The 21,627-nt window shown below is 72.8% G+C and carries 17 protein-coding genes; 6 read left to right on the top strand and 11 right to left on the bottom strand.

The annotated features are described in order from the left end of the window. The 9 genes from ACZ63E_RS35065 to ACZ63E_RS35025 form a co-directional block, all read right to left on the bottom strand. The coding region (locus tag ACZ63E_RS35065; RefSeq protein WP_465340671.1) for a rhamnulokinase at positions 1-1,472 on the bottom strand (1,472 nt) is incomplete at its 3' end. Positions 1,473-1,516: 44 nt separating this feature from the next. Continuing rightward, a complete protein-coding gene (locus ACZ63E_RS35060; RefSeq protein ID WP_465340522.1) occupies positions 1,517-2,938 on the bottom strand; it encodes an arabinose isomerase in 1,422 nt (473 codons plus the stop codon). A gap of 10 nt (positions 2,939-2,948) precedes the next feature. After that, on the bottom strand, positions 2,949-4,967 hold the full coding sequence (locus ACZ63E_RS35055; RefSeq protein WP_465340521.1) for a bifunctional aldolase/short-chain dehydrogenase: 2,019 nt from the start codon (positions 4,965-4,967) through the stop codon (positions 2,949-2,951). A 2-nt stretch (positions 4,968-4,969) separates the two neighbouring features. Continuing rightward, positions 4,970-6,133, bottom strand: coding sequence for an L-rhamnose isomerase (gene rhaI, locus ACZ63E_RS35050; protein WP_465304622.1), 1,164 nt, complete (start codon positions 6,131-6,133; stop codon positions 4,970-4,972). Beyond that, entirely contained in the window at positions 6,130-6,465 is a 336-nt protein-coding gene (locus tag ACZ63E_RS35045; RefSeq protein WP_465340520.1) for an L-rhamnose mutarotase, read from the bottom strand. Before ACZ63E_RS35045 ends, rhaI begins: the two co-directional genes overlap by 4 nt. Beyond that, entirely contained in the window at positions 6,465-7,526 is a 1,062-nt protein-coding gene (rhaS, locus tag ACZ63E_RS35040) for a rhamnose ABC transporter substrate-binding protein (protein ID WP_465340519.1), read from the bottom strand. Before rhaS ends, ACZ63E_RS35045 begins: the two co-directional genes overlap by 1 nt. 5 nt (positions 7,527-7,531) lie before the next feature. Further along, entirely contained in the window at positions 7,532-8,539 is a 1,008-nt protein-coding gene (locus tag ACZ63E_RS35035; RefSeq protein WP_465340518.1) for an ABC transporter permease, read from the bottom strand. After that, on the bottom strand, positions 8,532-9,572 hold the full coding sequence (locus ACZ63E_RS35030; RefSeq protein WP_465340517.1) for an ABC transporter permease: 1,041 nt from the start codon (positions 9,570-9,572) through the stop codon (positions 8,532-8,534). Before ACZ63E_RS35030 ends, ACZ63E_RS35035 begins: the two co-directional genes overlap by 8 nt. Further along, a complete protein-coding gene (locus tag ACZ63E_RS35025) occupies positions 9,569-11,086 on the bottom strand; it encodes a sugar ABC transporter ATP-binding protein (protein WP_465340516.1) in 1,518 nt (505 codons plus the stop codon). The genes ACZ63E_RS35030 and ACZ63E_RS35025 overlap by 4 nt, the downstream gene beginning before the upstream one ends. Before the next feature lie 162 nt (positions 11,087-11,248). Between ACZ63E_RS35025 and ACZ63E_RS35020 the strand changes: the two genes are divergently transcribed. Beyond that, positions 11,249-12,286, top strand: a complete 1,038-nt coding sequence (locus tag ACZ63E_RS35020) for a LacI family DNA-binding transcriptional regulator (protein ID WP_465340515.1) — start codon at positions 11,249-11,251, stop codon at positions 12,284-12,286. Positions 12,287-12,376: 90 nt separating this feature from the next. Next, complete coding sequence (locus tag ACZ63E_RS35015; protein WP_465340514.1) at positions 12,377-14,764, top strand: glycoside hydrolase family 2 protein; 2,388 nt, start codon at positions 12,377-12,379, stop codon at positions 14,762-14,764. 2 nt (positions 14,765-14,766) lie between these two features. Here ACZ63E_RS35015 and ACZ63E_RS35010 read toward each other — a convergent pair whose 3' ends face one another. Continuing rightward, complete coding sequence (locus tag ACZ63E_RS35010) at positions 14,767-15,132, bottom strand: DUF488 domain-containing protein (RefSeq protein WP_465304605.1); 366 nt, start codon at positions 15,130-15,132, stop codon at positions 14,767-14,769. 53 nt (positions 15,133-15,185) lie between these two features. Between ACZ63E_RS35010 and ACZ63E_RS35005 the strand changes: the two genes are divergently transcribed. Together ACZ63E_RS35005 and ACZ63E_RS35000 are read left to right on the top strand one after the other, a co-directional pair. After that, positions 15,186-15,776 carry a hypothetical protein gene (locus ACZ63E_RS35005; protein ID WP_465340512.1) on the top strand — a complete coding sequence of 197 codons (591 nt, stop codon included), beginning with the start codon at positions 15,186-15,188 and terminating at the stop codon, positions 15,774-15,776. 155 nt (positions 15,777-15,931) lie between these two features. Continuing rightward, on the top strand, positions 15,932-18,889 hold the full coding sequence (locus tag ACZ63E_RS35000) for an AfsR/SARP family transcriptional regulator (RefSeq protein WP_465340511.1): 2,958 nt from the start codon (positions 15,932-15,934) through the stop codon (positions 18,887-18,889). Here ACZ63E_RS35000 and ACZ63E_RS34995 read toward each other — a convergent pair. Further along, positions 18,879-19,514, bottom strand: coding sequence for a formylglycine-generating enzyme family protein (locus ACZ63E_RS34995; protein ID WP_465340670.1), 636 nt, complete (start codon positions 19,512-19,514; stop codon positions 18,879-18,881). The genes ACZ63E_RS35000 and ACZ63E_RS34995 overlap by 11 nt on opposite strands. A gap of 68 nt (positions 19,515-19,582) precedes the next feature. On the opposite strand from ACZ63E_RS34995, the gene ACZ63E_RS34990 reads away from it, so the two are divergent. Further along, positions 19,583-21,154 (top strand): acyl-CoA synthetase, encoded by a 1,572-nt coding sequence (locus tag ACZ63E_RS34990; protein WP_465340509.1) that lies wholly within the window; start codon positions 19,583-19,585, stop codon positions 21,152-21,154. Positions 21,155-21,355: 201 nt separating this feature from the next. Beyond that, positions 21,356-21,577 (top strand): hypothetical protein, encoded by a 222-nt coding sequence (locus ACZ63E_RS34985; protein WP_465340508.1) that lies wholly within the window; start codon positions 21,356-21,358, stop codon positions 21,575-21,577. Positions 21,578-21,627 lie beyond the last annotated feature (50 nt).

Raw genomic sequence — 21,627 nt, 5'->3', positions numbered from 1 at the left:
AGAAAAAAAAAAAACCAACAAATGCCCCCCCTCTTTGTTTCCGCCCCCTCCTTTTTTTTTTTCTCTCCCCCCCCCCCCCCCCCCCCCCCCCCCCCCCCCCCCCACGGCCGCGGCAGGCCGGACAGGCACGCTTCCGCGGCCACCCAGTCGCCGGTGCCGGTGGGCTCGTAACGGCGGACCTCCTGGGTCTCGCGGACCAGGGCCCGCATCGCCGCCAGGTCCGGCAGGTCCTCCCCTAGCGCCCGGGCCTGCACCAGGACGTTCCCCAGCGCGGCCGCCTCGACCGGGCCCGCCAGGACCGGGACGCCGCACGCGTCGGCCGTCAACTGGCACAGGAGCTCGTTGCGCGCGCCGCCGCCGACGATGTGGACCACGTCGATCCGGCGGCCCGTGACCGAAGCCGCCGTGCGGAGGGTGCGGCGGTGGGCCAGGGCCAGGCTGTCCACGATGCACCGGACCACCTCGGCCGGGGCCGACGGCGGGCGCTGGCCGGTCGCGCGGCAGGCCGCCGCGATGCGCGAAGGCATGTCGCCGGGCGGCAGGAACTCCGGGGCGTCGATGTCGACGACGGCCGCCAGCGCGGGGGCCTCGGCCGCCGCGGTGAGCAGGTCCGGCAGGTCCGACCGCGACCACGTGCGCAGTGTCTCCGACAGCACCCACAGGCCCATCACGTTGCGCAGGAAGCGAATCGTGCCGTCGACGCCGCCTTCGTTGGTGAAGTTCGCGGCCAGCGCCGCGTCACCCAGCTCCGGCTCGGCAAGCTCCAGCCCGGCCAGCGACCAGGTGCCGCACGAGATGTACGCGAAGTTCGTCCCCGGCTCGGCCGGGACCGCGACGACGGCCGACGCCGTGTCGTGCGACCCGACCGCGATCACCGGAACGCCGGACAGCTCCCGCGCCGGGCCGACCACCGTGCCGGGGTCGCGCAGTGGCGGCAACAGCCGCGGCGGGATGCCGACCCGCGTTGCCAGGCCGGTGGCCCACGTCCGCGCGCGGACGTCGTAGAGCTGGGTGGTGGACGCGTTGGTGCGCTCGGCGCCGATCTCGCCGGTCAGCCAGTAGTTCAGCAGGTCCGGGACCAGCAGCATCGTGCGGGCCGCGCCCAGCCGGTCCGGTTCGGACACCAGCTGGTAGAGCGTGTTGAAGGGCAGCTGCTGCAGCCCAGTGACGTCGTAGAGCTCACGCGCGGACACCGACGCGGCCACCTTCTCCGGGATCCCGTCGGTGCGGGAGTCGCGGTGGTGCACCGGGTTGCCGAGCAGGGCGCCGGACGCGTCGAGGAGCCCGTAGTCGACGGCCCACGAGTCGATGCCGACGCCGTCCAGCGGGCCGGCGTCGCGGATCCCCGCGAGGGTCTCCCGGTACAGGCCCAGAACGTCCCAGTACAGCACCGGGCCCGCGCGGACGCCGCCGTTGGGGAAGCGCCGGACCTCCTCGAGGCGCAGCGTCGAACGACCGACGGTCCCGGCCATCACGCGCCCGCTGGACGCGCCGAGGTCGACGGCCGCGACCCGCGTCACGCCCGCACCACGGTCAGCTCCAGGCCGAGCAGGTCCGCCACCGCCGTCAGCTCGGCGACGCGGTGGCCGGTGCCCAGGGCCCAGTGGTGCGCGATGCCGCTGGCCGACCAGGCGTCGGTCCACTCCCCCGGGTCACCGCCGAAGTCGACGCGCGAGGTCGTGTTGCCGATCCGCAGCAGCGGCCCGGGCACCACCGTGCCTTCCGACACGACGAGCGAGAATGTGCCGTCGCGCCCCTGCCCGAGCCCGCACAGCGTCACCGGCCCGGGCTTGACGTCGAACTCCACCGACACGCCCCAGCCGCGCTTGCCGTGGTAGACGCCGAGGCCGCGCAGCAGCGGCTTGCGCGCGCTGATGCCGAGGTGCGCCGGGCCGTCGTGGCCCATCTCGACCACGTTGTCCCGGAAGTTCAGCGCCTGCAGCTCGGTGAACGAACCGCCCGCGCCGAGCCGGTCCATGACCAGCATCGCCAGGGACGTCCGCAGCTCGTACTCGCCGACCGCGGGGATGCCGCGCGCGGTGAGCAACGACGCGCCGAGGATGAACCCGGCGCCGACCCGTTCGTGCGTCTCGCCGTCGAGGCCACGGTGGTAATAGGCCAGGGAGTCGAGTGAGAAATCCTCGACGAGCCGGTCGAGCGCGACGGAAACCCGGGCGCCCCAGGCGAAGTCTTCGTCCACGACGGACTCGTCCACAGTGAACACATCGCGCGCGAGGTCCATGCGGTCCTTGGTCTCCGCGTCGGATACCTGCTCGACGCGCACCCGCAGGTCGTCGACCTCCAGGACCTCGACGTGCCCGCCGAGCTGCGCCGACACGAGGGTCGGGTCGGTGGAGACGTCCATCATGCCCGGGTAGAGGTGCCCGAGCAGGCCGTGGCGGCCGTGCCGCAAGGCCGCGCGGACCCCCGCCGCCTTGATCCACCGGGCGATACGGGTCCACGCGCGTTCGTCCTCGAGGTACCCGGACACCGAGCGGAACTCGACGCCGAGCCGGCGGAACGTGTTGGCCATCTCCGGCAGCGGGCAGGCCCCGCAGTAGGCCAGCCACGCGCCGGTGTCGAACGACTCGTGGTCCATCACCTCGGTCGGCTGCAGGTTGAGCAGCAGCACCGGCGCGCCCGAGCGCTGCGCGACCGGCGCGAGCATGCTGGAGGTCAGGTACGTCGTGAGGAAGCCGATGATCAGGTCGCAGCCGGCGACCCGCAGCTTCTCGGCGGCGGCCGCGCCTTCGGAAGCATCCGAGACGAACCCGACGTCGACGACCTCACAGTCCATTCCGGACAGCCGGGAAGCAACGCGCCGGGCCGACTTCTGCAGCTGGGGCAACAGCGACGGGAACTGCGGCCAGTACGCGCCGAGCCCGCCCGCGACGAGCCCGACGCGGGTCTTGCGCGGCGTGATGCGGTCGAGGGTCATCGAGCCTCCTTCAGCGCAGGAACGCGGCGGCCACCCCGGCGTCCACGGGGACGTGCAAGCCGGTGGTGTGGGTCAGGTCGCCGCCGGTGAGGGCGAACACGGCGGCCGCGACGTGCTCGGGCAGCACCTCGCGCTTGAGGATGGTGCGCTGGGCGTAGAACTCGCCGAGCTTCGCCTCCTCGACGCCGTACACCGCGGCACGTTGCGCGCCCCAGCCGCCGGCGAAGATGCCGGAGCCCTGGACAACACCGTCGGGGTTGACGCCGTTGACGCGGATGCCGTGGCCGCCCAGCTCGGCCGCCAGCAACCGGACCTGGTGGGCCTGGTCGGCCTTCGCGGCGCCGTAGGCGACGTTGTTCGGGCCCGCGAACACCGCGTTCTTCGACGAGATGTAGACGACGTCGCCGCCGATGCCCTGGTCGACCATCGCCTTCGCCGCCGCCCGCGCGACCAGGAACGAGCCCTTGGCCATCACGTCGTGCTGGAGGTCCCAGTCCCGTTCGGTGGTCTCCAGCAGCGGCTTCGAGATGGAGAGCCCGGCGTTGTTGACCACCAGGTCGATGCCGCCGAAGGCGAGCACGGTGGCGTCGACCGCGGCCTGCACGGCGGCCGCGTCGGTGACGTCGGCGGTGACCGCGATCCCGCCGAGCTCGGCGGCCACTTCGGAAGCCGCGTCGGCGTTCAGGTCCGCGATCGTCACGCACGCGCCTTCAGCGGCGAGCCGCCGGGCGATGGCCTTCCCGATGCCCGACCCGGCCCCGGTCACCAGCGCGATCCGCCCGGCCAGGGGCTTGGGCTTCGGCATCCGTTGCAGCTTGGCTTCTTCGAGCGCCCAGTACTCGATCCGGAACTTTTCGGACTCGGGAATCGGCGCGTAGGTCGAGACGGACTCCGCGCCGCGCATGACGTTGATCGCGTTGACGTAGAACTCGCCCGCCACCCGCGCGGTCTGCTTGTCCTTCCCGAACGAGAACATCCCGACCCCCGGCACCAGCACGATCGCCGGGTCGGCGCCCCGCATCGCGGGCGAGTCCGGCGTGGCGTGCCGGTCGTAGTAGGACCGGTATTCATCGCGGTACTCGGCGTGCAGCTCCTTCAGCCGCGCGACGACATCCTCGAGGGGCGCCGAGCTGGGCAGGTCCACGACCAGCGGCCGCACCTTGGTGCGCAGGAAGTGGTCCGGGCACGACGTCCCGAGCGCGGCGAGCGTCGCGAGCTTCTCCCGCGCCAGGAACTCGAGGACGACGTCGCCGTCGGTGTAGTGCCCGACCTGCCGCTGGTCGGTCGAGGCGAGCCCGCGGATCACCGGCGCCAAGGCTGCCGCACGCGCGTGCCGTTCCTCCGAGGCGAGGGCTTCGAAGCCCGGGACGACCGGACCGAACGGCTCGGCGGACCCGCGAGCCGCCAGGAACTCCTCGGCGGTCCGGATGATGTCGAGGGAGTTCCGCTCGCACTCCTCGGAAGTAGCGCCCCACGCCGTGATGCCGTGCCCGCCGAGGATCACGCCGATCGCCTGCGGGTTGGCTTCCTTGACGGCGGCGAGGTCCAGGCCGAGCTGGAATCCCGGGCGCCGCCAGTCGACCCACGCGACGCGGTCGCCGAAGCACTCCTTGGTCAGCGCCGCGCCGTCGGCCGCGGTGGCCAGCGCGATGCCGGAGTCCGGGTGCAGGTGGTCGACGTGCGGCGCTTCGACCAGGCCGTGCATCGCGGTGTCGATCGAGGGCGCCGCGCCGCCGCGGCCGTGCAGGCAGTAGTCGAACGCGGCGACCATCTCGTCCTCGCGCTCGACACCCGGGTAGACGTCGACGAGCGCGCGCAGCCGGTCCAGCCGCAGCACCGCCAGCCCGGCCTCGGTCAGCGTGCCGAGGTCACCGCCGGACCCCTTGACCCACAGCAGCTCCGCCGGGGTGCCGGTGACCGGGTCGAGGGCGGTGCCCTTGGCCGAGGTGTTGCCGCCGGCGTAGTTCGTGTTCCGCGGGTCGGCGCCGAGCGCGTTGCTGCGCGCGACGAGCTCCTCGGGCACGGTCATCCTCATGCTCCCCATCCGGCCTGCGTGCCGCCGGCCCGCTCGGCCACGATCTTTTCCTGGTACCCGCTGCGGTGGTAGGCCGCGACCGGGTCCGGGTCGAGCCCGGCGTCGGTGCGCAGCTCGGCCAGCAGCGGCCGGACGTCGGTGTTGTAGGCGTCCATCAGCACGGCGTTCGCGGCGAGCACGTCACCGGCCTGCTGGGCCACGCGCAACGCGGGGCGGTCCACGAGCAGCGCCTTCGCCGTGGCCTCCTGGACGTTCATCACCGACCGGATGATCGCCGGGATCTTGGCCTCGATGTTGTGGCACTGGTCGAGCATGAACGCGATCCCGTACGCCGGGTCGAGGGCCTCGCCGCGGACGATCTCGTACATGATCCGGAACAGCTGGAACGGGTCCGCCGCACCGACCATCAGGTCGTCGTCGGCGTAGAAGCGCGAGTTGAAGTCGAACGCGCCGAGCTTCCCGGCCCGCAACAGGAACGCCACGATGAACTCGATGTTCGTCCCCGGCGCGTGGTGGCCGGTGTCGATGCAGACCGTCGCCCGCTCCCCCAGCTCGATGCAGTGGGCGTACGAGGTGCCCCAGTCCGGGACGTCGGTGGCGTAGAAGGCGGGCTCGAAGAGCTTGTACTCCAGCAGCATCCGCTGGTCCGGCCCGAGCCGGTCGTACGTCTCGCGCAGCGCCGCGGCCAGCCGGTCCTGGCGGTCGCGGATGTCGTCCTGGCCCGGGTAGTTGATCCCGTCGGAGAACCACAGCTTGAGGTCGCGCGAGCCCGTCGCGTCCATGATCGAGATCGCCTCGAGCAGGTGGTCGGTGGCCTTGCGCCGGATCCCGGCGTCCGGGTTGGTCACCGAGCCGAGCTTGTAGTCCTCGTCCTGGAACACGTTGGTGTTGATCGCGCCGATCTCCACCCCCTGGTCACGCGCGTACGCGGTCAGCGCGCCGTAGTCGTCGACGCGGTCCCACGGAATGTGGAGCGCGACGCTCGGCGCTACCCCGGTGAAGCGGTGCACCGTGGCCGCGTCGGCGATCTTCTCTTCGGGGGTGCGGGGCACCCCGGGCTGCGGGAACACCTTGAAGCGCGTACCCGAGTTCGCGTACGCCCACGACGGTGTTTCGATGCGCTGGGCGCGCAGCGCCGCTTTGACATCCACAGGGATCACTGTCCTTCCCGGACGTCGAGGTGGAAGACCTCGTCGAGCAGCCGGACCCCTTCGTCCGGCCGGCCGCCGTCGAGGCCGGTGAAGAACTCCGCCATCTCCGCTTGCCAGCGGCGGTTGACCTCGGTGCGGTCCATCGCCGCCTGCGCGACGGCGAGGTCGTCGGCCTCGAGGTAGCCGACCAGCAGGCCGTCGTCGCGCAGGAACAGCGAATAGTTGCGCCAGCCGGAGTCGTGCAGGGCTTGGCGCATCTCGGGCCACACCGCCCGGTGCCGCTCGGCGTACTCGGCACGCCGGTCGGGCTTCACCTGGAGGCAGAAGCAGTACCGTGGCATCAGAAGTTGAACTTGTCGATGTTGTTCGCGTCGAACGTCGTCGGCGGGCCGAGGACGATCTCACCGCTCGCGCCGATGGTGTAGTCACCGAGCTTGCCGGCCTTGAACTTCTCGCCTTCCTTGCCGGTGATCTGGCCCGACGACAGCGCGACACCCGCGTAGGCGGCGAGGTAGCCGATGTCCGCCGGGTTCCACAGCGCGAACTGCTTCACGGTGCCGTCCTTGACGAACGCGCGCATCTGGTTCGGCGTGCCCAGCCCGGTCACCGCGACCTTGCCCTTGTAGCTCGACGAGCTGACGTAGCGCGCGGCGGCCGCGATGCCCACGGTGGTCGGCGAGACGATCACCTTGAGGTTCGGGAACGACTGCAGCAGGCCCTGGGCCTCCTGGAACGACTTCTGGTCGTCGTCGTTGCCGTAGGCGACCTTGTCCAGCTTCAGGCTCGCGTACTCCGGCTTGGCCAGCTCCTTCTTGAGCACGTCGATCCAGGCGTTCTGGTTGGTGGCGTTCGGCGTCGCGGACAGGACCGCGATCTCGCCGGAGCCGCCGGAGAGGTCCTTGGCCTGCTTGGCCAGCGCCTCGCCGATGCCCTGGGTAGTGGCCTGGTTGATGAAGACGTCGCGGCAGTCCTTGGCGGCGTCGGAGTCGAAGGCGACGACCTTGATGCCGGCGCTGCGGGCCTGGTTGAGCGACGGGCACACGGCGTTCGGGTCGTTCGCGGCGATGCCGATCACGTCCTGCTGCTGCTGGATCAGCGTGTTGATGTAGCTGACCTGCGAGGACGCGCTCGCGTCGTTCGGCCCGACGAGCTTGTACTCGCCCTTCAGCTCGCCCAGGGCCGCCTTGCCGCCGCTGACCTCGATGTCGCTGTAGGGGTTGTTGAGCTGCTTGGGCAGGAACGCCATCTTGACGCCCTCTTTGGCCGCGGCGTTCGGGTTCGCCGCCGCGGTGGACTGCTGGGCGCCGGAGCCGGCACTGTCGTTCTTGGTCGTGCCGCCGCAGGCGGCCAGCACGAGCACCAGCCCGGCCGACACTGCGCCGGTGAGGAACCGTCGGGACATCTTCGTCACCTTTCTGGGGATACCGGAGCAGTCGCCCGGCTCCGGCGGCGCAAAGCCGTCCGGGCCGAGGAGACGATGTTGGGCAGCAGGACCGACACGATCAGCAGCACGCCGGTCACGATGTTGAGGGCTTCGTTCGACACGTCCTGCAGGCGCAGCGCGTTCTGCAGGGAGGCCAGCAGGACCACCCCGGCGAGCACGCCGGGCAGCGTGCCCTTGCCACCGAAGATGGACACGCCGCCGAGGAGCACGGCGGCCACGACGGCCAGTTCGAGGCCGAAGCCGTTGTCGGCGCGGGCGCTGGAGTACCGCAGCGTCCACAGCACCCCGGCGACCCCGGCGACCGCGCCGCTCACGACGTAGAGCCAGAACTTCAGCCGTCCGGTGCGGATCCCGGCGAACCGCGCGGCCTGCTCCCCGGCGCCGGCCGCGAAGACGCTGCGGCCGACCGGCGTCGCGTGGAGCACGACCCCGAAGACCAGCGCGATGACGACCAGCGGGACCAGGACGTTCGGGATCGGGCCGTCGCCGATCGTGCCGGTGACCCAGCTCGTGTAGGCCCGCGGGAAGTCGGCGACCGCGCCGTCGCCGAGGACCACGAAGGCCAGGCCGCGGTACAGCGCGAGCGTGCCGATCGTGACGGCGAGAGCGGGCAGTTTCAGCACCGTGACGAAGAAGCCGTTGACGGCGCCGAGGACCGCGCCCAGCACGACGCACAGCGGGATGATCGTCTCGATCGACAGGCCCGCGTCCCACAGCGACCCCATCACCGCGGACGTCAGCCCGAGCGTGCTCGCCACCGAGAGGTCGATCTCACCGGTGACGATGATGAACGTCATCGGCAGCGCGATCAGCGCGATCGGCAGCAGGTCGAGCAGCAGGAAGGTGAAGTTGCGGCTGGTGCCGAAGTTGTCCACGGCACCGGAGGCGATGATCAGCACGATCACCGTCACCAGCACGACGGCGGCGTCCCAGCTGAGCAGCCGGCCGAGCCGGTTCCCGGGGTCAGACATGGGAATCCCTCTTCTTCAGTGCCTTGGCGACCCGGACGGCGACCAGCCGGTCGGCGCCGATGGCCAGCAGGATCAGCGCGCCGACGATCGCCTGCTGCCAGAACTGGTTGATGTCGAGCACGGCCAGGGCGCTGCCGATGACCGTCAGCAGCAGCGCGCCGAGGCCCGCGCCCCAGACCGAGCCGCTGCCGCCGAACACCGCGACCCCGCCGACCACGGCCGCGGCGACGACGTTCAGCTCGTAGCCGGTGCCGGCGGCCGCGTCCACGGTGCCGAAGCGGGCCGCGAACAGGACGCCGGCCAGGCCGGCGAGCGCGCCGCTGACGAGGAACGCCGCGCTGGTGTTGCGGCCGACCTTGATGCCCGCCAGCTTCGCCGCCTGCGGGCTGGAGCCCATGGCGTACAGCTCGCGGCCGGCGCGGTAGCTGCGCAGCACGATCCCGGCGATCACCAGCACGACCAGCGCGATCAGCACCAGCCACGGGATCCCGAGGAGCGACGCCGTGCCGAAGTCCAGGAAGGACGCCGGCAGCTTGTCGGCGTTGATCTGCTGGCCGCCGGCCCAGAAGAAGCTGACCCCGCGGTAGGCGTAGAGCGTGCCGAGCGTGACGACCAGCGCGGGGACCTGGCCGAACCGGACGAGCACGCCGTTGAGCAGGCCGCAGACCGCGCCGACGACCAGGCCGGCGAGCAGCGCGACGACCACCGGGAGACCGGGGTTGTCGCGCATCAGCGAGCCCACGGCGAACGCCGAAAGGCCGAGCACGGACCCGACCGACAGGTCGATGTTGCGGGTGATGATCACGACCGCCTGCCCGACGGCCAGCACCGCGAGGATCGCCGTGCCGAGCAGGATGTCGCGGATGCTCTGCCCGGACAGGAACCGGGAGTTCTGCGTCGCGGTGAACACGACGAGGACGATGAGCGCCAGCACGATGCCGGACTCGCGGGCCTTGAAGACGTTCGCGGTCCACGACCGTCGCGAGTGGACGGTCGCGGCCCCGGCGGGCGGGGCTTCCCTGGTCACGGTCATGCGGCGGCTCCCTGCCCCATCGCGGCGAACATGACGGTGTCTTCGGTGGCCTCGGCGCGCGGAAGCTCGGCGACGATCCGGCCCTCGCGCATCACCAGGACGCGGTCGGCCATGCCGAGCACCTCGGGCAGCTCCGAGGAGACCATGACGATCGCGACCCCTTCGGCGGCCAGCGCCGACATCAGCCGGTGCACCTCGGCCTTCGTGCCGACGTCGATGCCGCGGGTCGGCTCGTCCACGATCAGCACCTTCGGCGCCATCGCCAGCCACTTGGCCAGCACGACCTTCTGCTGGTTGCCGCCCGAGAGCGTGCCGACCGGGTCGGTGAGGCGGCGGTACTTGGTGCGCAGCCGTTCGGTCCAGTGCGCGGCTTCCTGCCGTTCGCTCCCGCCGCCCAGGAACCCGAGCTTCGCCAGCGCGCCGGAGCGCGGCAGCGTCACGTTCCGCTCGATCGAGAGGTCCATGATCAGCCCCTGCTGGCGCCGGTCTTCCGGGACGAGCGCCATACCGGCGGACATTGCGGCCCGGGACGAGTGCGGCTTCAGCTTCTTCCCGCTGACCCGCACGACACCCGCGTCGCGCTCGTCGACCCCGAAGACGGCCTGGACGACCTCCGAGCGTCCCGACCCGACGAGGCCGGCGAACGCGACGATCTCCCCGGCCCGCACCGAGAAGGAGATGTCACGGAAGACGCCTTCCCGGGCCAGGCCTTCGACTTCGAGGACCACCGCGCCGGGTTCGACGTCCTGCTTGGGAAACAGCGCGTCCAGGTCGCGCCCGACCATGCGCTTGACCATCTCGTCGACCGTGACGTCGTCGAGCAGGTCCGTCGAGACGTGCTTGCCGTCGCGCATGATCGTCACGCGCTGGCACAGCTCGGTGATCTCCTCGAACCGGTGCGAGATGAACATGATCGCCGCGCCTTCCTCGCGCAGCGTCCTCGCGACGGTGAAGAGCCGTTCGACCTCGACGCGGCTGAGCGCGGCGGTCGGCTCGTCCATCACCAGCACGCGGGCGTCGGCGCTGAGCGCCTTGGCGATCTCGACGATCTGCTGGTCGGCGATCGACAGCCCGCGCGCCGGGCGGGCCGGGTCGATCCGGACGCCGAGCCGGGTGAAGAGCCGGTCGGCCTCGGCGCGAATCGCCGTCCGGTCGATGCGGCCGAGGCTCTTGCGCGGGTGGCGGCCCATCACGATGTTCTCGGCGACCGAAAGGTCCGGGAACAGGGTGGGTTCCTGGTAGATGACCGCGATGCCGGCGGCCTTGGCGTCGGCCGGGGAGCCGAACTCGACCGGCCGCCCGGCCAGCAGCAGCGTGCCGTCGTCGGGCTTGTGCACCCCGGCGAGCATCTTCACGATCGTGGACTTGCCGGCGCCGTTTTCGCCGACGAGCGCGTGGGCCTCTCCGGCGTGCAGCCCGAAGCTCACCCCGGCGACGGCCGCGACCGCGCCGAACGACTTCGTCACGCCGCGCACCTCCAGCAGAGGGGCCCGGCCCGGGTCCTGCCGCGTCATCGCGACCTCCGGATTGAAAGGTTTCACAAACCTGGCGCGGTGACGCTACTATGCGGTTGAAGAGCAAGTCAATGCATCGGCCGAACCGTGGCCAAACGGCTTCGAAGGCTCGCCGTGCGTGGCGATGTTACGTTTCAACAGTGCTGGCCGAAGGGGGTCCCGATGACGGTCCAGGAGTCCGGCGCCGAGCCGAGAGCGGCGGGCATGAAGGACGTCGCCGCGGCCGCCGGGGTCTCCCTCGGCACGGTGTCCAACGTGCTCAACCGCCCGGACCGCGTCAGCCCGGCCACCCGCGCAAAGGTCGAGGCCGCGATGGCGGAGCTCCGGTTCGTGCGCAATGAGTCCGCGCGGCAGCTGCGGGCGGGACGCAGCCGGGTGCTGGCCTACGTGATGCTCGACGGCAGTAACCCGTTCTTCACCGACGTAGCGGCTGGCATGGAGGACGCGGCCGACGAGGGTGACCTCTCGCTGTTCCTCTGCAACAGCGCGCACCAGCCGTCCCGCGAGGAGGCCTACCTCGACCGGCTCGAACAGCAGCGGGTGCAGGGCATCCTCATCACCCCGGTCGACCCGGACGCGCCGCTGCTGCGCGAGATCGCCCGCCGCGGCACGCCGGTGGTGGTCGTCGACCGCACCCCCGAAGGCACTTCCCACTGTTCGGTCGCCGTCGACGACGTCTACGGCGGCGAGATCGCCGTGCGGCACCTGGTCGAGCAGGGCCACGACCGGATCGCGTTCATCGGCAACCACACGACGGTCGGCCAGGTCCGCGACCGGCGGCTCGGCGCGTTGCGCGCGCTCCGCGCGGCCGGGCTCGGTCCCGACCACCTCGTCGACCTCACGACAACGGCGCTGACGGTGGCCGACGGCCGGGGCGCCGGCGAGCGCCTGGCCGGGCTGCCCGCGTCGATCCGCCCGACCGCGGCGTTCTGCGCCAACGACCTGGTCGCGCTCGGCCTGCTCCAGACGTGCGCGAACCTGCGCATGCGCGTCCCGGAGGACCTGGCGATCGTGGGGTACGACGACATCGAGTTCGCCGCGGCGGCCGCGGTCCCCCTGACCTCGGTCCGCCAGCCCCGCCGCCGCCTCGGCCGCACGGCGGCGGAGCTGCTGCTGGCCGAAACCACCGAAACCGGGCACGAGCACCGGCAGGTCGTCTTCACGCCGGAACTGGTGGTGCGCACCTCGACCCTCCGCTGAGCAACCCGCCGATCGGCTGTGACGTCTTACCGGCCACAAGCGATGCAAGGGTGGGACGAACGGGCGCTCGCCGGAGCACGGAGGTCGTTGATGGCCGACTCGGAACCGCGGCTGTCGCGGCGCGGGTTCCTCGCCGCGGGCGGGGCCGCGCTGCTCGGCGCGGCCGTGGTCGGCTCGACCGCCGCCGGGTCGGCCGGGCTCGCCGAGCCCGATCCGGATGCCGTGCGGCTGGGCGATTTCTGGCTCTTCGGGCGGTACGCCGACGGCTGCGCCGACCTCGGGTTCGACGAAACCGACCTGAGCCCGGTCCAGCTGCCGCACTGCGTGACACCGCTTTCCTGGACCGGCTGGCAGCCGTCGTCGTGGCAGGACCGGTGGATCTACCGCAAGCACTTCACGGTGACCCCGGCGATGACGGCCGAGCGCGTCCGGGCCCGCTTCGAAGGGGTCATGACCACCGCGGCGGTGCACCTCAACGGCACGCTCGTCGCCACCCACGAGGGCGGCTACCTCCCGTTCGAGGTCGAGCTGCCGCAGGTGACGGCGGGCGACAACGTCCTCGCCGTGGTCGTCGACGGGCGCTGGCAGCTCGACGTCCCGCCGAACCTGCCCAGCGCCGCGGGCCCGTCGGTCATCGACTTCTACCAGCCGGCCGGGATCTACCGTCCGGCCTCGATCGGCACCGTGCCCCGCACCCGCCTGTCCGACGTCTTCGCGCGCCCGGTCGACGCCCTCTCCCCCGCCCGTTCGCTCCACCTCAAGTGCGAGCTCGACACGACCGTTGCGCGCACCGAACCCGTGCGGGTCACCGCGTCGGTGCGGCAGGCGGGCCGGGAGCTGGCCCAGGGCTGGGCCGACGTCGCGCCGATGCCGATCGGCGTCACCACCGTCGAGTTCGACGTCCACGGCCTCGACGCCGTCCGGCTGTGGGACGTCGACGACCCGGCGCTGTGCGACGTCGTGGTCGACGTCCGGTCCGGGCCGCGGTCGCTCGACCAGCGGGTCGTGCGGATCGGGTTCCGCGAGGCGAAGTTCACCCCGGACGGCTTCTTCCTCAACGGTCGGCGGCTCAAGCTGTTCGGGCTCAACCGCCACCAGTGGTACCCGTTCGCCGGCGGCGCGCTGCCGGACCGCGTCCAGCGCCGCGACGCCGAGATCCTGCGCCGCGAGCTGAACTGCACGATGGTCCGCTGCTCGCACTACCCGCAGTCGAGCGCGTTCCTCGACGCCTGCGACGAGCTGGGCCTGCTCGTCTGGGAGGAGATCCCCGGCTGGGGCCGGATCGGCGACGCCGCCTGGCAGCAGCAGAACTTCCGCGACGTCTCGGGCATGATCACCCGCGACCGCAACCACCCGAGCGTCATCGTCTGGGGCACCCGCGTGAACGAGGCCAACGGCACCACCGCGATGTACGGGCGGACCGGGCGGCTCGCGCGGCAGCTCGACCCGTCGCGGCCGACGAGCGGCGCGCTGGCCAGCAGCACGGGCGCGCGGTTCGCCGGCGCCGACGTCGAGGTCCTGGCCTACAACGACTACACCGCGCGCCGCGGGGCGCCGTTCCAGCTGCGCGCGCCGCGGCCGGGGGTGCCCTACCTGGTGACCGAGACGATCGGCACGATCGCCGGGTCCCGCTCCTACCGCCGGACCGACCCGGCGGCGACCCAGCACCAGCAGGCGGAGCTGCACGCCAAGGCCCACGACCTGGCCGCCGCCGACGACCGGTACTGCGGGCTGCTCGCGTGGTGCGCGTTCGACTACCCGTCGGGCTGGCAGCGGTCGGTCGGCGGGTCGAAGTTCGCCGGGGTGGCGGACTTCTTCCGGATCCCGAAGCCGGCGGCGGCGTTCTACGCCTCGCAGGGCGACCCGCGGGTCCGGGCGGTCGCGGAGCCCGGCTTCGCCTGGGACTTCACGGCCCAGCCGGGCGGTCCCGGGCCCGGCGCGACGATCTGGTCGAACTGCGACCGGCTGCTGCTGTTCCTCGACGACCGTGCGGCGGGCGCGGCCCGCAGCCGTCGCGCGGACTTCCCGCACCTGCGCTATCCGCCGTTCGCCGTCGACCTGGTGGTGCCGCGCGGCGGCCGTCCGGAGCTGCGCGTCGAGGGTTACGTCGGGGACCGGCTGGTCGTCTCGCGGCGCTTCAGCGGCGACCGGAGCCGGGACGTGCTCAGCTGCGTCGCCGACGACAAAGAGCTGCGCGCGGACGGCAGTGACGCGACACGCGTCGTGATCGCGGCGCTGGACCGGTTCGGCACCCTGCGGGCCGGGACGACCGGATCGCTGACGGTGAGCGTGAGCGGGCCGGGCGAGCTGGTCGGGGATCCGGTGCTGGACTTCGGCGCGACGGGCGGCGCGGCGGCCGTCTGGCTGCGGCCGGTGGCGGGCTCACCGGGGACGGTGACCGTCGTCGCCGAGCACACCACGCTGGGCGTCGCCACGGCGAACGTGACCACCAGCGCGCCGGACGGCGCAAGATCGTGAGGTCAGCCCTCGCCGCCGAGCACCCCGGCGAGCACCGCCGCCTGGCTGATCGGGGGCGACCCGCTCGCCGTCAGCAGGGTCACCGGCCCGTCGCCCGCCAGCTCGCGCAGCCGCTCCAGCGCCGCCACCCGGTCCGGTTCCCGCAGCTCGGCCCGGTAGCGCTCGGCGAACTCCGCGAACCGGTCCGGGTCATGGCCGTACCAGGTGCGCAGGGCGTCGGACGGGGCCAGGGTCCGGTACCAGCCGTCGAGGACCACCGCCGTCCGGGCGGTGCCGCGCGGCCAGACCCGCTCCACGAGCACGCGGACGCCGTCGGCGGGCCCGGCCGGGTCGGCCAGGCGCGCCACCCGGACGAGCGTCGGCTGCATGCGCGCATTCTGCGATGCGCCCGCGCGCCGCGCCACCCGGAGAGGACACCCTCGTGCGCAACCGCGTGACGCCGGCCGGCGACGTCGTCGACATCCCGCTGCGGGGCGCGTGGACCGGCAACCGCGGGGTGCTGCACGAGGGCCACGAGATCGTCCGCTTCCACGCCGGCGACCTGTGGATCACCTGCGCGCTCGAGTTCCGCGGCCGGTGGCGCGAGCAGTGGCTGCCCAACCGCTACACGCACCTGTACTTCCACGACGAGGCCGTCTCGTTCGCCGCCGGGCACCGGCCCTGCGGCGAGTGCCGCCGTCCCGCGTACAACGCCTACCGCGACGCGTGGCCGGGCCGGCCGTCGGCCACCGCCATGAACCGGCGGCTGCACGGCGAGCGCCTGTACCCCGGCACCCACCGCCGCCGGCTGCCCGAGGTGCGCTGGGCCGACCTGCCGGACGGCGCGTTCGTCCGGCGCGGCGAGCACCCGGAGCTCGTGGTGGACGGGCACCTCACGGAGTGGACGACCGCCGGGTACGGCACCCGGCGGAAGCTGCCCGGCGCAGGAACTGCCCTCGTGCTGACCCCGCCCGCGACGCTGGCCGTCCTGCGGGCCGGCTACCCCGTCCAGATCGACCCGGCCGCGCGCTGAGCACGGCAAAGGGCCACCACGGCGACCGGGGGCGTGGTCGCCGAGGTGGCCCTACCCCCAGCCGCGGACATTTCGGGGTGGTGTCCGCCAGCACGCCGAGGATCGCGGACCGGGCTTGCAGTACGCTTGCACGCCGACGAGGGAGAGGTGACCGGGTGGAGTTCCGCGTCCTCGGCGCCGTCGAGGCGACGGCGGACGGCGCCCCGGTCGACCTCGGGTCCCGCAAGCAGCGGCTGGTGCTCGCCGTCCTGCTCCTCGAAGCCGGCCGCCCGGTCTCGCTCGAGCGGCTCGTCGACCTGCTCTGGCCCACGGCTCCCCCGGCGAGCGCGCGCAACACCGTCCAGGCGCTGGTCTCCCGGCTGCGCGCGGTGTTCCGGGCCGCGGACGGCCCCGAACTGGCCACCGAAGGCCCCGGGTACGTCCTGCGCGCCGACCCCGGTGACGTTGACGCCCACCGGTTCACCGCCCTCGTCCAGCGGGCCCGCACGGCCGGCGACGAGACGGCCGTCGCGCTGCTCGACGAGGCGCTCGCGCTCTGGCGGGGTGACGCGCTGGCCGGGGCTGCGTCACCCGACGTCGCCGACCGGTTGCTGGCCGGGCTGCGCGAAGCCCGGTGGAGCGCGCTGGAAGACCGGATCGACGCGCAGCTGCGGCTCGGCCGGGGCCGTGCGGTGCTCGCCGAACTGACGACGCTGGTCGCCGCCCACCCGCTGCGGCAGCGCCCGGTCGGGCAGCTGATGCTCGCCCTGCACCGCGAAGGCCGCACCGACGCCGCCCTTGCCGCCTACCGCGAGCTGCGCGTGCGGCTCGCCGAAGAGCTCGGCCTCGACCCGGCGCCCGAGCTGAGCCGGCTCGAAGCCGCGATCCTCGCCGCCGACCCGGCCCTGGACGGCGCCCCGGAGCCGGTCCGCCCGGCCCAGCTCCCCCACGACGTCGGCGGCTTCACCGGCCGCGCCGCCGAACTGGCGCGGCTCGACGAGCCGGCCGGCGCCGGCCCGGACATCCGGGTGCTGACCGGCACCGCCGGGGTCGGCAAGACCGCGCTCGCCGTGCGGTGGGCGCACCGCGTCCGCGACCGCTTCCCCGACGGCCAGCTCTACCTCGACCTGCGCGGGTTCGACGCCGACCACGAGCCGCTGACCCCCGCCGTCGCTGCCGCCCAGCTGCTGCGGGCCCTGGGCGCCGACCCGCGCGCGATCCCGCCGGACCCGGACGGGCGGACGGCGCTGTGGCGCTCGCTCCTGGCCGACCGGAAGGTCCTGGTGCTGCTCGACAACGCCCGGGACAGCGCCCAGGTGACGCCGCTGCTGCCGCCGTCGGGCACCGTGCTGGTCACCAGCCGCCAGCGGCTCGGCGACCTCATCGCCCGCACCGGGGCCCGCGCGGTGGCGCTGGCCGTGCTGCCCGCCGAGGACTCCCGGCAGCTGCTGGAGACCGTGCTCGGGCCGGCCGCGGTGGCCGCCGAACCGGCCGCGGCGGCCGAGCTCGCCCGGCTGTGCGGGCACCTCCCGCTCGCGCTGCGGCTGGCCGCGGCGAACCTCGGCGCGGGCGAGGTGTCCGGCATCGCGGAGCTGGCCCGTGAGCTCGCCGGCGGCGACCCGCTGGCCGGGCTCAGCGTCGACGGCGCCGAGGAAAGCGCGGTGACCACGGCGTTTTCGGTGTCGTACCGGGCATTGCCCGTCGAGCACCGCCTGCTGTTCCGGCGGCTCGCGCTGGTGCCGGGCCAGACGTTCACCCCGCCGGTGGCCGCGGAGCTCGCCGACGTCACCGAGGGCCGGGCCGGGCAGCAGCTCAAGGCCCTCTCGGCAGCCAACCTCGTCGAACGGCACCTGCCCGGGCGCTACCGCTTCCACGACCTGCTGCGCAGTTACGCGGCCGGGCGCGTCGAGGCGGACGACCCGGCCGAGGACCGCGACGCGGCGTTGCGCCGGCTGTTCGACCACTACCTCACGACGGCGGACGCGGCCGGGCGCCGGTTGATCCCGCACTTCCTGCGGCTCCCGCGGCCCGAGGCGCCGAACCCGTTCGAGGGCACCGAGGACGCGCTCGCCTGGCTCGACACCGAGTGGCCGAACCTCGCCTCCGCGGTCGAGCACGCGGCGGCGCACGGCCCGCACGAGCACGCCTGGCACCTGGCCGACGCGCTCCGGGCGTTCTTCCACCACCGTGGCCACCACACGGAGTGGATCGACACCGCGACCACCGCGCTCACCGCCGCGCAGGCCGCCGGGGCGCGGCAGGCGCAGGCCGCGATGCGGCTGTCGATCGCGCTCGCCGGGGTCAACAGCGGCCGCTACGCCGAGGCTTGCACACACCTGACGACGGTCCTGGACGACGGGCTGGCGGCGGACTGGCCGGCCGGGCGCGCGGCGGTGCTCAACAACCTGAGCGCGGTCCACCAGCGGCTCGGCGACCCGCACGAGGCGATCGTGTGCGGCGCGGAATCGTTGCGGCTGTGCGAAGAGCTCGCCATCCCGGGGGTCACGATGGCGCTGGCCAACCTCGGGTTCGCGTGCAACCAGGTCGGCGACCACGACGAGGCGCTGCGCCACTTCGGCCGCGCGCTGGAGATCGCCGAACACGACGGCGCGACGTTCAGCGTGGCCGTGCTGCTGGTCGACCTCGGGCACGTCCACCGTGACCTGGGCAGTCCCGTCGCCGCCGAGTTCTACGAGCGCGCGCTGACGGCCAACCGGGAACTGGGTTATCAGTACGGCGAAGCGGCGGCGCTGTCCGGCCGAGCGGTCCTGGAGGCTCGCGTCGGCGACGGCACGCGCGCCCTTGCCGACGCGGCGGAAGCGGTGGAGCTGACCCGCCGCATCGGCGACCGCGGCACGGAGGCCTCGGCCCGCACGGCGTTCGGCGAGGTCTGCCTCCACCTCGGCACCTCGGCGGCCGACCACCTCACGGCGGCGCTCGACATCGCCCGGGAGACGAGCTTCACCTGGTGCGAGGCGGCGGCGCTGACGGGGTTGGCGGAGGCCGCGCTGGCGGACGGGGACGCCGACCTGGCCCGGACGCACGGCGAGGCGGCGGCGAAGCTGGCCGCCCAGGCCGGGTACCGGCCGCTGGAAGCCCGGGCTGCGGCCCTGCTGGCGAAGCTCAGCGGCTGACCGCAGTCCCGGAGCGCGCCAGCCGGAAGCCGAGGTCCTCCACCCGGAACGTCGGATGGCTCTTGCGCCGGCACGACGCCCGGCAGCCGCGCGGTGGGTCGAACCAGCCGCCGCCGCGGAACACCCGGTACGGGCCGTACACCGCCGGGTCGTAGCGGTCCCAGCACCACTCCCAGACGTTGCCGATCATGTCGTGCAGGCCCCAGGCGTTCGGCTCCTTCTCCCCCACCTCGTGCAGCTCGCCGCCCGAGTTGCCGCGGTGCCAGGCGATCGCGTCCAGCTCGCCGTAGCGCACCCCGGTCGTCCCGGCGCGGCACGCGTGCTCCCACTCGGCCTCCGACGGCAGCCGGTAGCCGTCCCCCGTCCAGTCGCACTCGACGTCGAGACCGTCCGGGTCGGACCCGAGCCGGTAGCACGGCGTCAAGCCCGCCTCGGCCGAGAACCGGTTGCAGAGCCCGACCGCGTCGAGCCAGGACGTCTCCGTCACCGGCATCCGCGTGCCGGGCACCAGCACCGGGAACGCGGCCAGGCGGAACGCGGCGACCGCGACCGGCCATTCGGTCCGCGTCCCCTCGTCGCGCAGGACGATCTCCCCCGCGGGCACCTCGACCCAGCTCGTCACGATCACCGAACCTAGCCGACTCCCCCGCGCCCACGCTTGCGAGTTCCGGCGCCCCGGCCGAGACTGCGGGCATGGATCAGCCGCTCGTCGACCGCGCCCGGCAGCACGCGCTGGGTGACCTCCTCCGCCGCACCGCGCTGCGGCTGCCGGACAAGCTCGCCGTTGTCGACGGCGGCGAAAAGCTCACCTTCGCGCAGTTCGAAGCCGCCGCCAACCGCTGTGCCCACGCGCTCGCCGCCCGCGGCCTGCGCAAGGGCGACCGGCTGGCGCTGCTGAGCCACAACTGCCGCCAGTTCGGCGTGCTCGCCTTCGCCACCGCGAAGCTCGGGGTGCTGCTCGTGCCGGTCAACTTCATGCTCGGCCCCGACGAGATCGCCTACATCCTCCGGCACGCCGAGGTCAAGGCGTTCGTCGCCGAGGACGCGCTCGAACCGACCGCCGCCACGGCGCTCGAGCTGGCCGGCCTCCGCGACGTCGTCCGCGGCCGCATCACCAGGAGCGGCCGCGGCACGTGGGAAGACGTCGAAACCTGGCTGTCCGAAGGGGACACGACCGCGCCGGACGTCTTCGTCGCCGACGACGACCCGCTGCGGATCATGTACACCTCCGGCACCGAGTCGCGGCCGAAGGGCGTGCTGCTGTCGAGCCGGTCGCTGATCGCGCAGTACGTCTCGTGTGTGATCGACGGCGGCATGAGCGCCGACGACGTCGAGGTCCACTCGCTGCCGCTGTACCACTGCGCGCAGCTCGACTGCTTCTTCTCCGTCGACGTCTACCTCGGCGCGACCAGCGTGATCCTGCCCGGCCCGGACCCGGCCGCCGTGCTCGCCGCCGTCGAGCGGGAGCGGGCGACGAAGCTGTTCGCCCCGCCGACGGTGTGGATCTCCTTGCTGCGCCACGAAAACTTCGACCGCACCGACCTGTCCAGTCTGCGAAAGGGTTACTACGGCGCGTCCGCGATGCCGGTCGAGGTGCTGCGCGAGCTGCGCCGCCGGCTGCCCGAGGTCGAGCTGTGGAACTTCTACGGCCAGACGGAGATGGCGCCGCTGGCCACGATCCTGCGCCCGCACGAACAGCTCGAGCGCGCCGGCTCGGCCGGGCGGGCGTCGCTCAACGTCGAGACCCGGATCGTCGACGAGCTGGACCGGCCGGTCGCGCCGGGCGTGGTCGGCGAGATCGTGCACCGCAGCCCGCACGCCACTCTCGGCTACTACCGCGACGAGGACAAGACCGCCGCCGCGTTCCGCGCGGGCTGGTTCCACTCCGGCGACCTCGGGGTGCTCGACGAGGCCGGCTACCTGTCCGTCGTGGACCGCAAGAAGGACATGATCAAGACCGGCGGGGAGAACGTCGCGAGCCGCGAGGTCGAAGAAGCGCTGTACCTGCTGGACGGCGTCGCCGAAGTCGCCGTGTTCGGCATCGGCCATCCACACTGGATCGAAGCGGTGACCGCGGTCGTCGTCCCGCGTGACGGCGTTGTTCTCACCGAAACGCAAGTGGTCGACCACGCCAAGTCACACCTCGCCGGTTACAAATGTCCCAAGTACGTGGTGTTCGCGGATCGTCTTCCCAAGAATCCGAGCGGGAAGATCGTCAAGCGCGAATTGCGGGAACGACACAAAGGACTCGCGGCCGAGCGCTGAGCCACCGAAAACTCCTTGCGCGCCAGGGAAGACCGCGGATACCGTCGGCTCCCCGCCACCGTTTTCCGAGGAACGCGGGACGTCCGTCCCACCAGGGCCGACCGGCCCGGAAACGAGTTGCCGGGAAGCCATGGCGCGCGGCGTCCGTCGGGTCTAGTAATGAGGCCGTTCCTCGTTCCCGAACCCCGGAAGGATCCACCCGTGTCCGTTTTCGTCGCCGTCCTGCTCGCCTTGGGCGCCGGGCTGCTGGTCGGCAGCCGTGTCCACAGCGCCCGCGAAGCCCGCTCCAACTACTCCGCCTACCGGGCCCGCACCGCCAAGGGGTTCGGGGAGATGATCCGGTCCGCCGTCTCCGCGCTCGTCGCCGTCGCCGGGGCCCTCGTCCTGCTCTTCATCCTGCTGAACGTGCTCCAGCAGGCCTGACGCGGAACCCGACTCATGGCGGGTTGTTGCCGCCCCGGCGGCAGCGCACG

It is taken from the genome of Amycolatopsis sp. NPDC104819 (assembly GCF_055583145.1).
The sequence above is the reverse complement of the archived record's forward strand: the minus strand, read 5'-3'. Positions and strand labels throughout refer to the sequence as shown.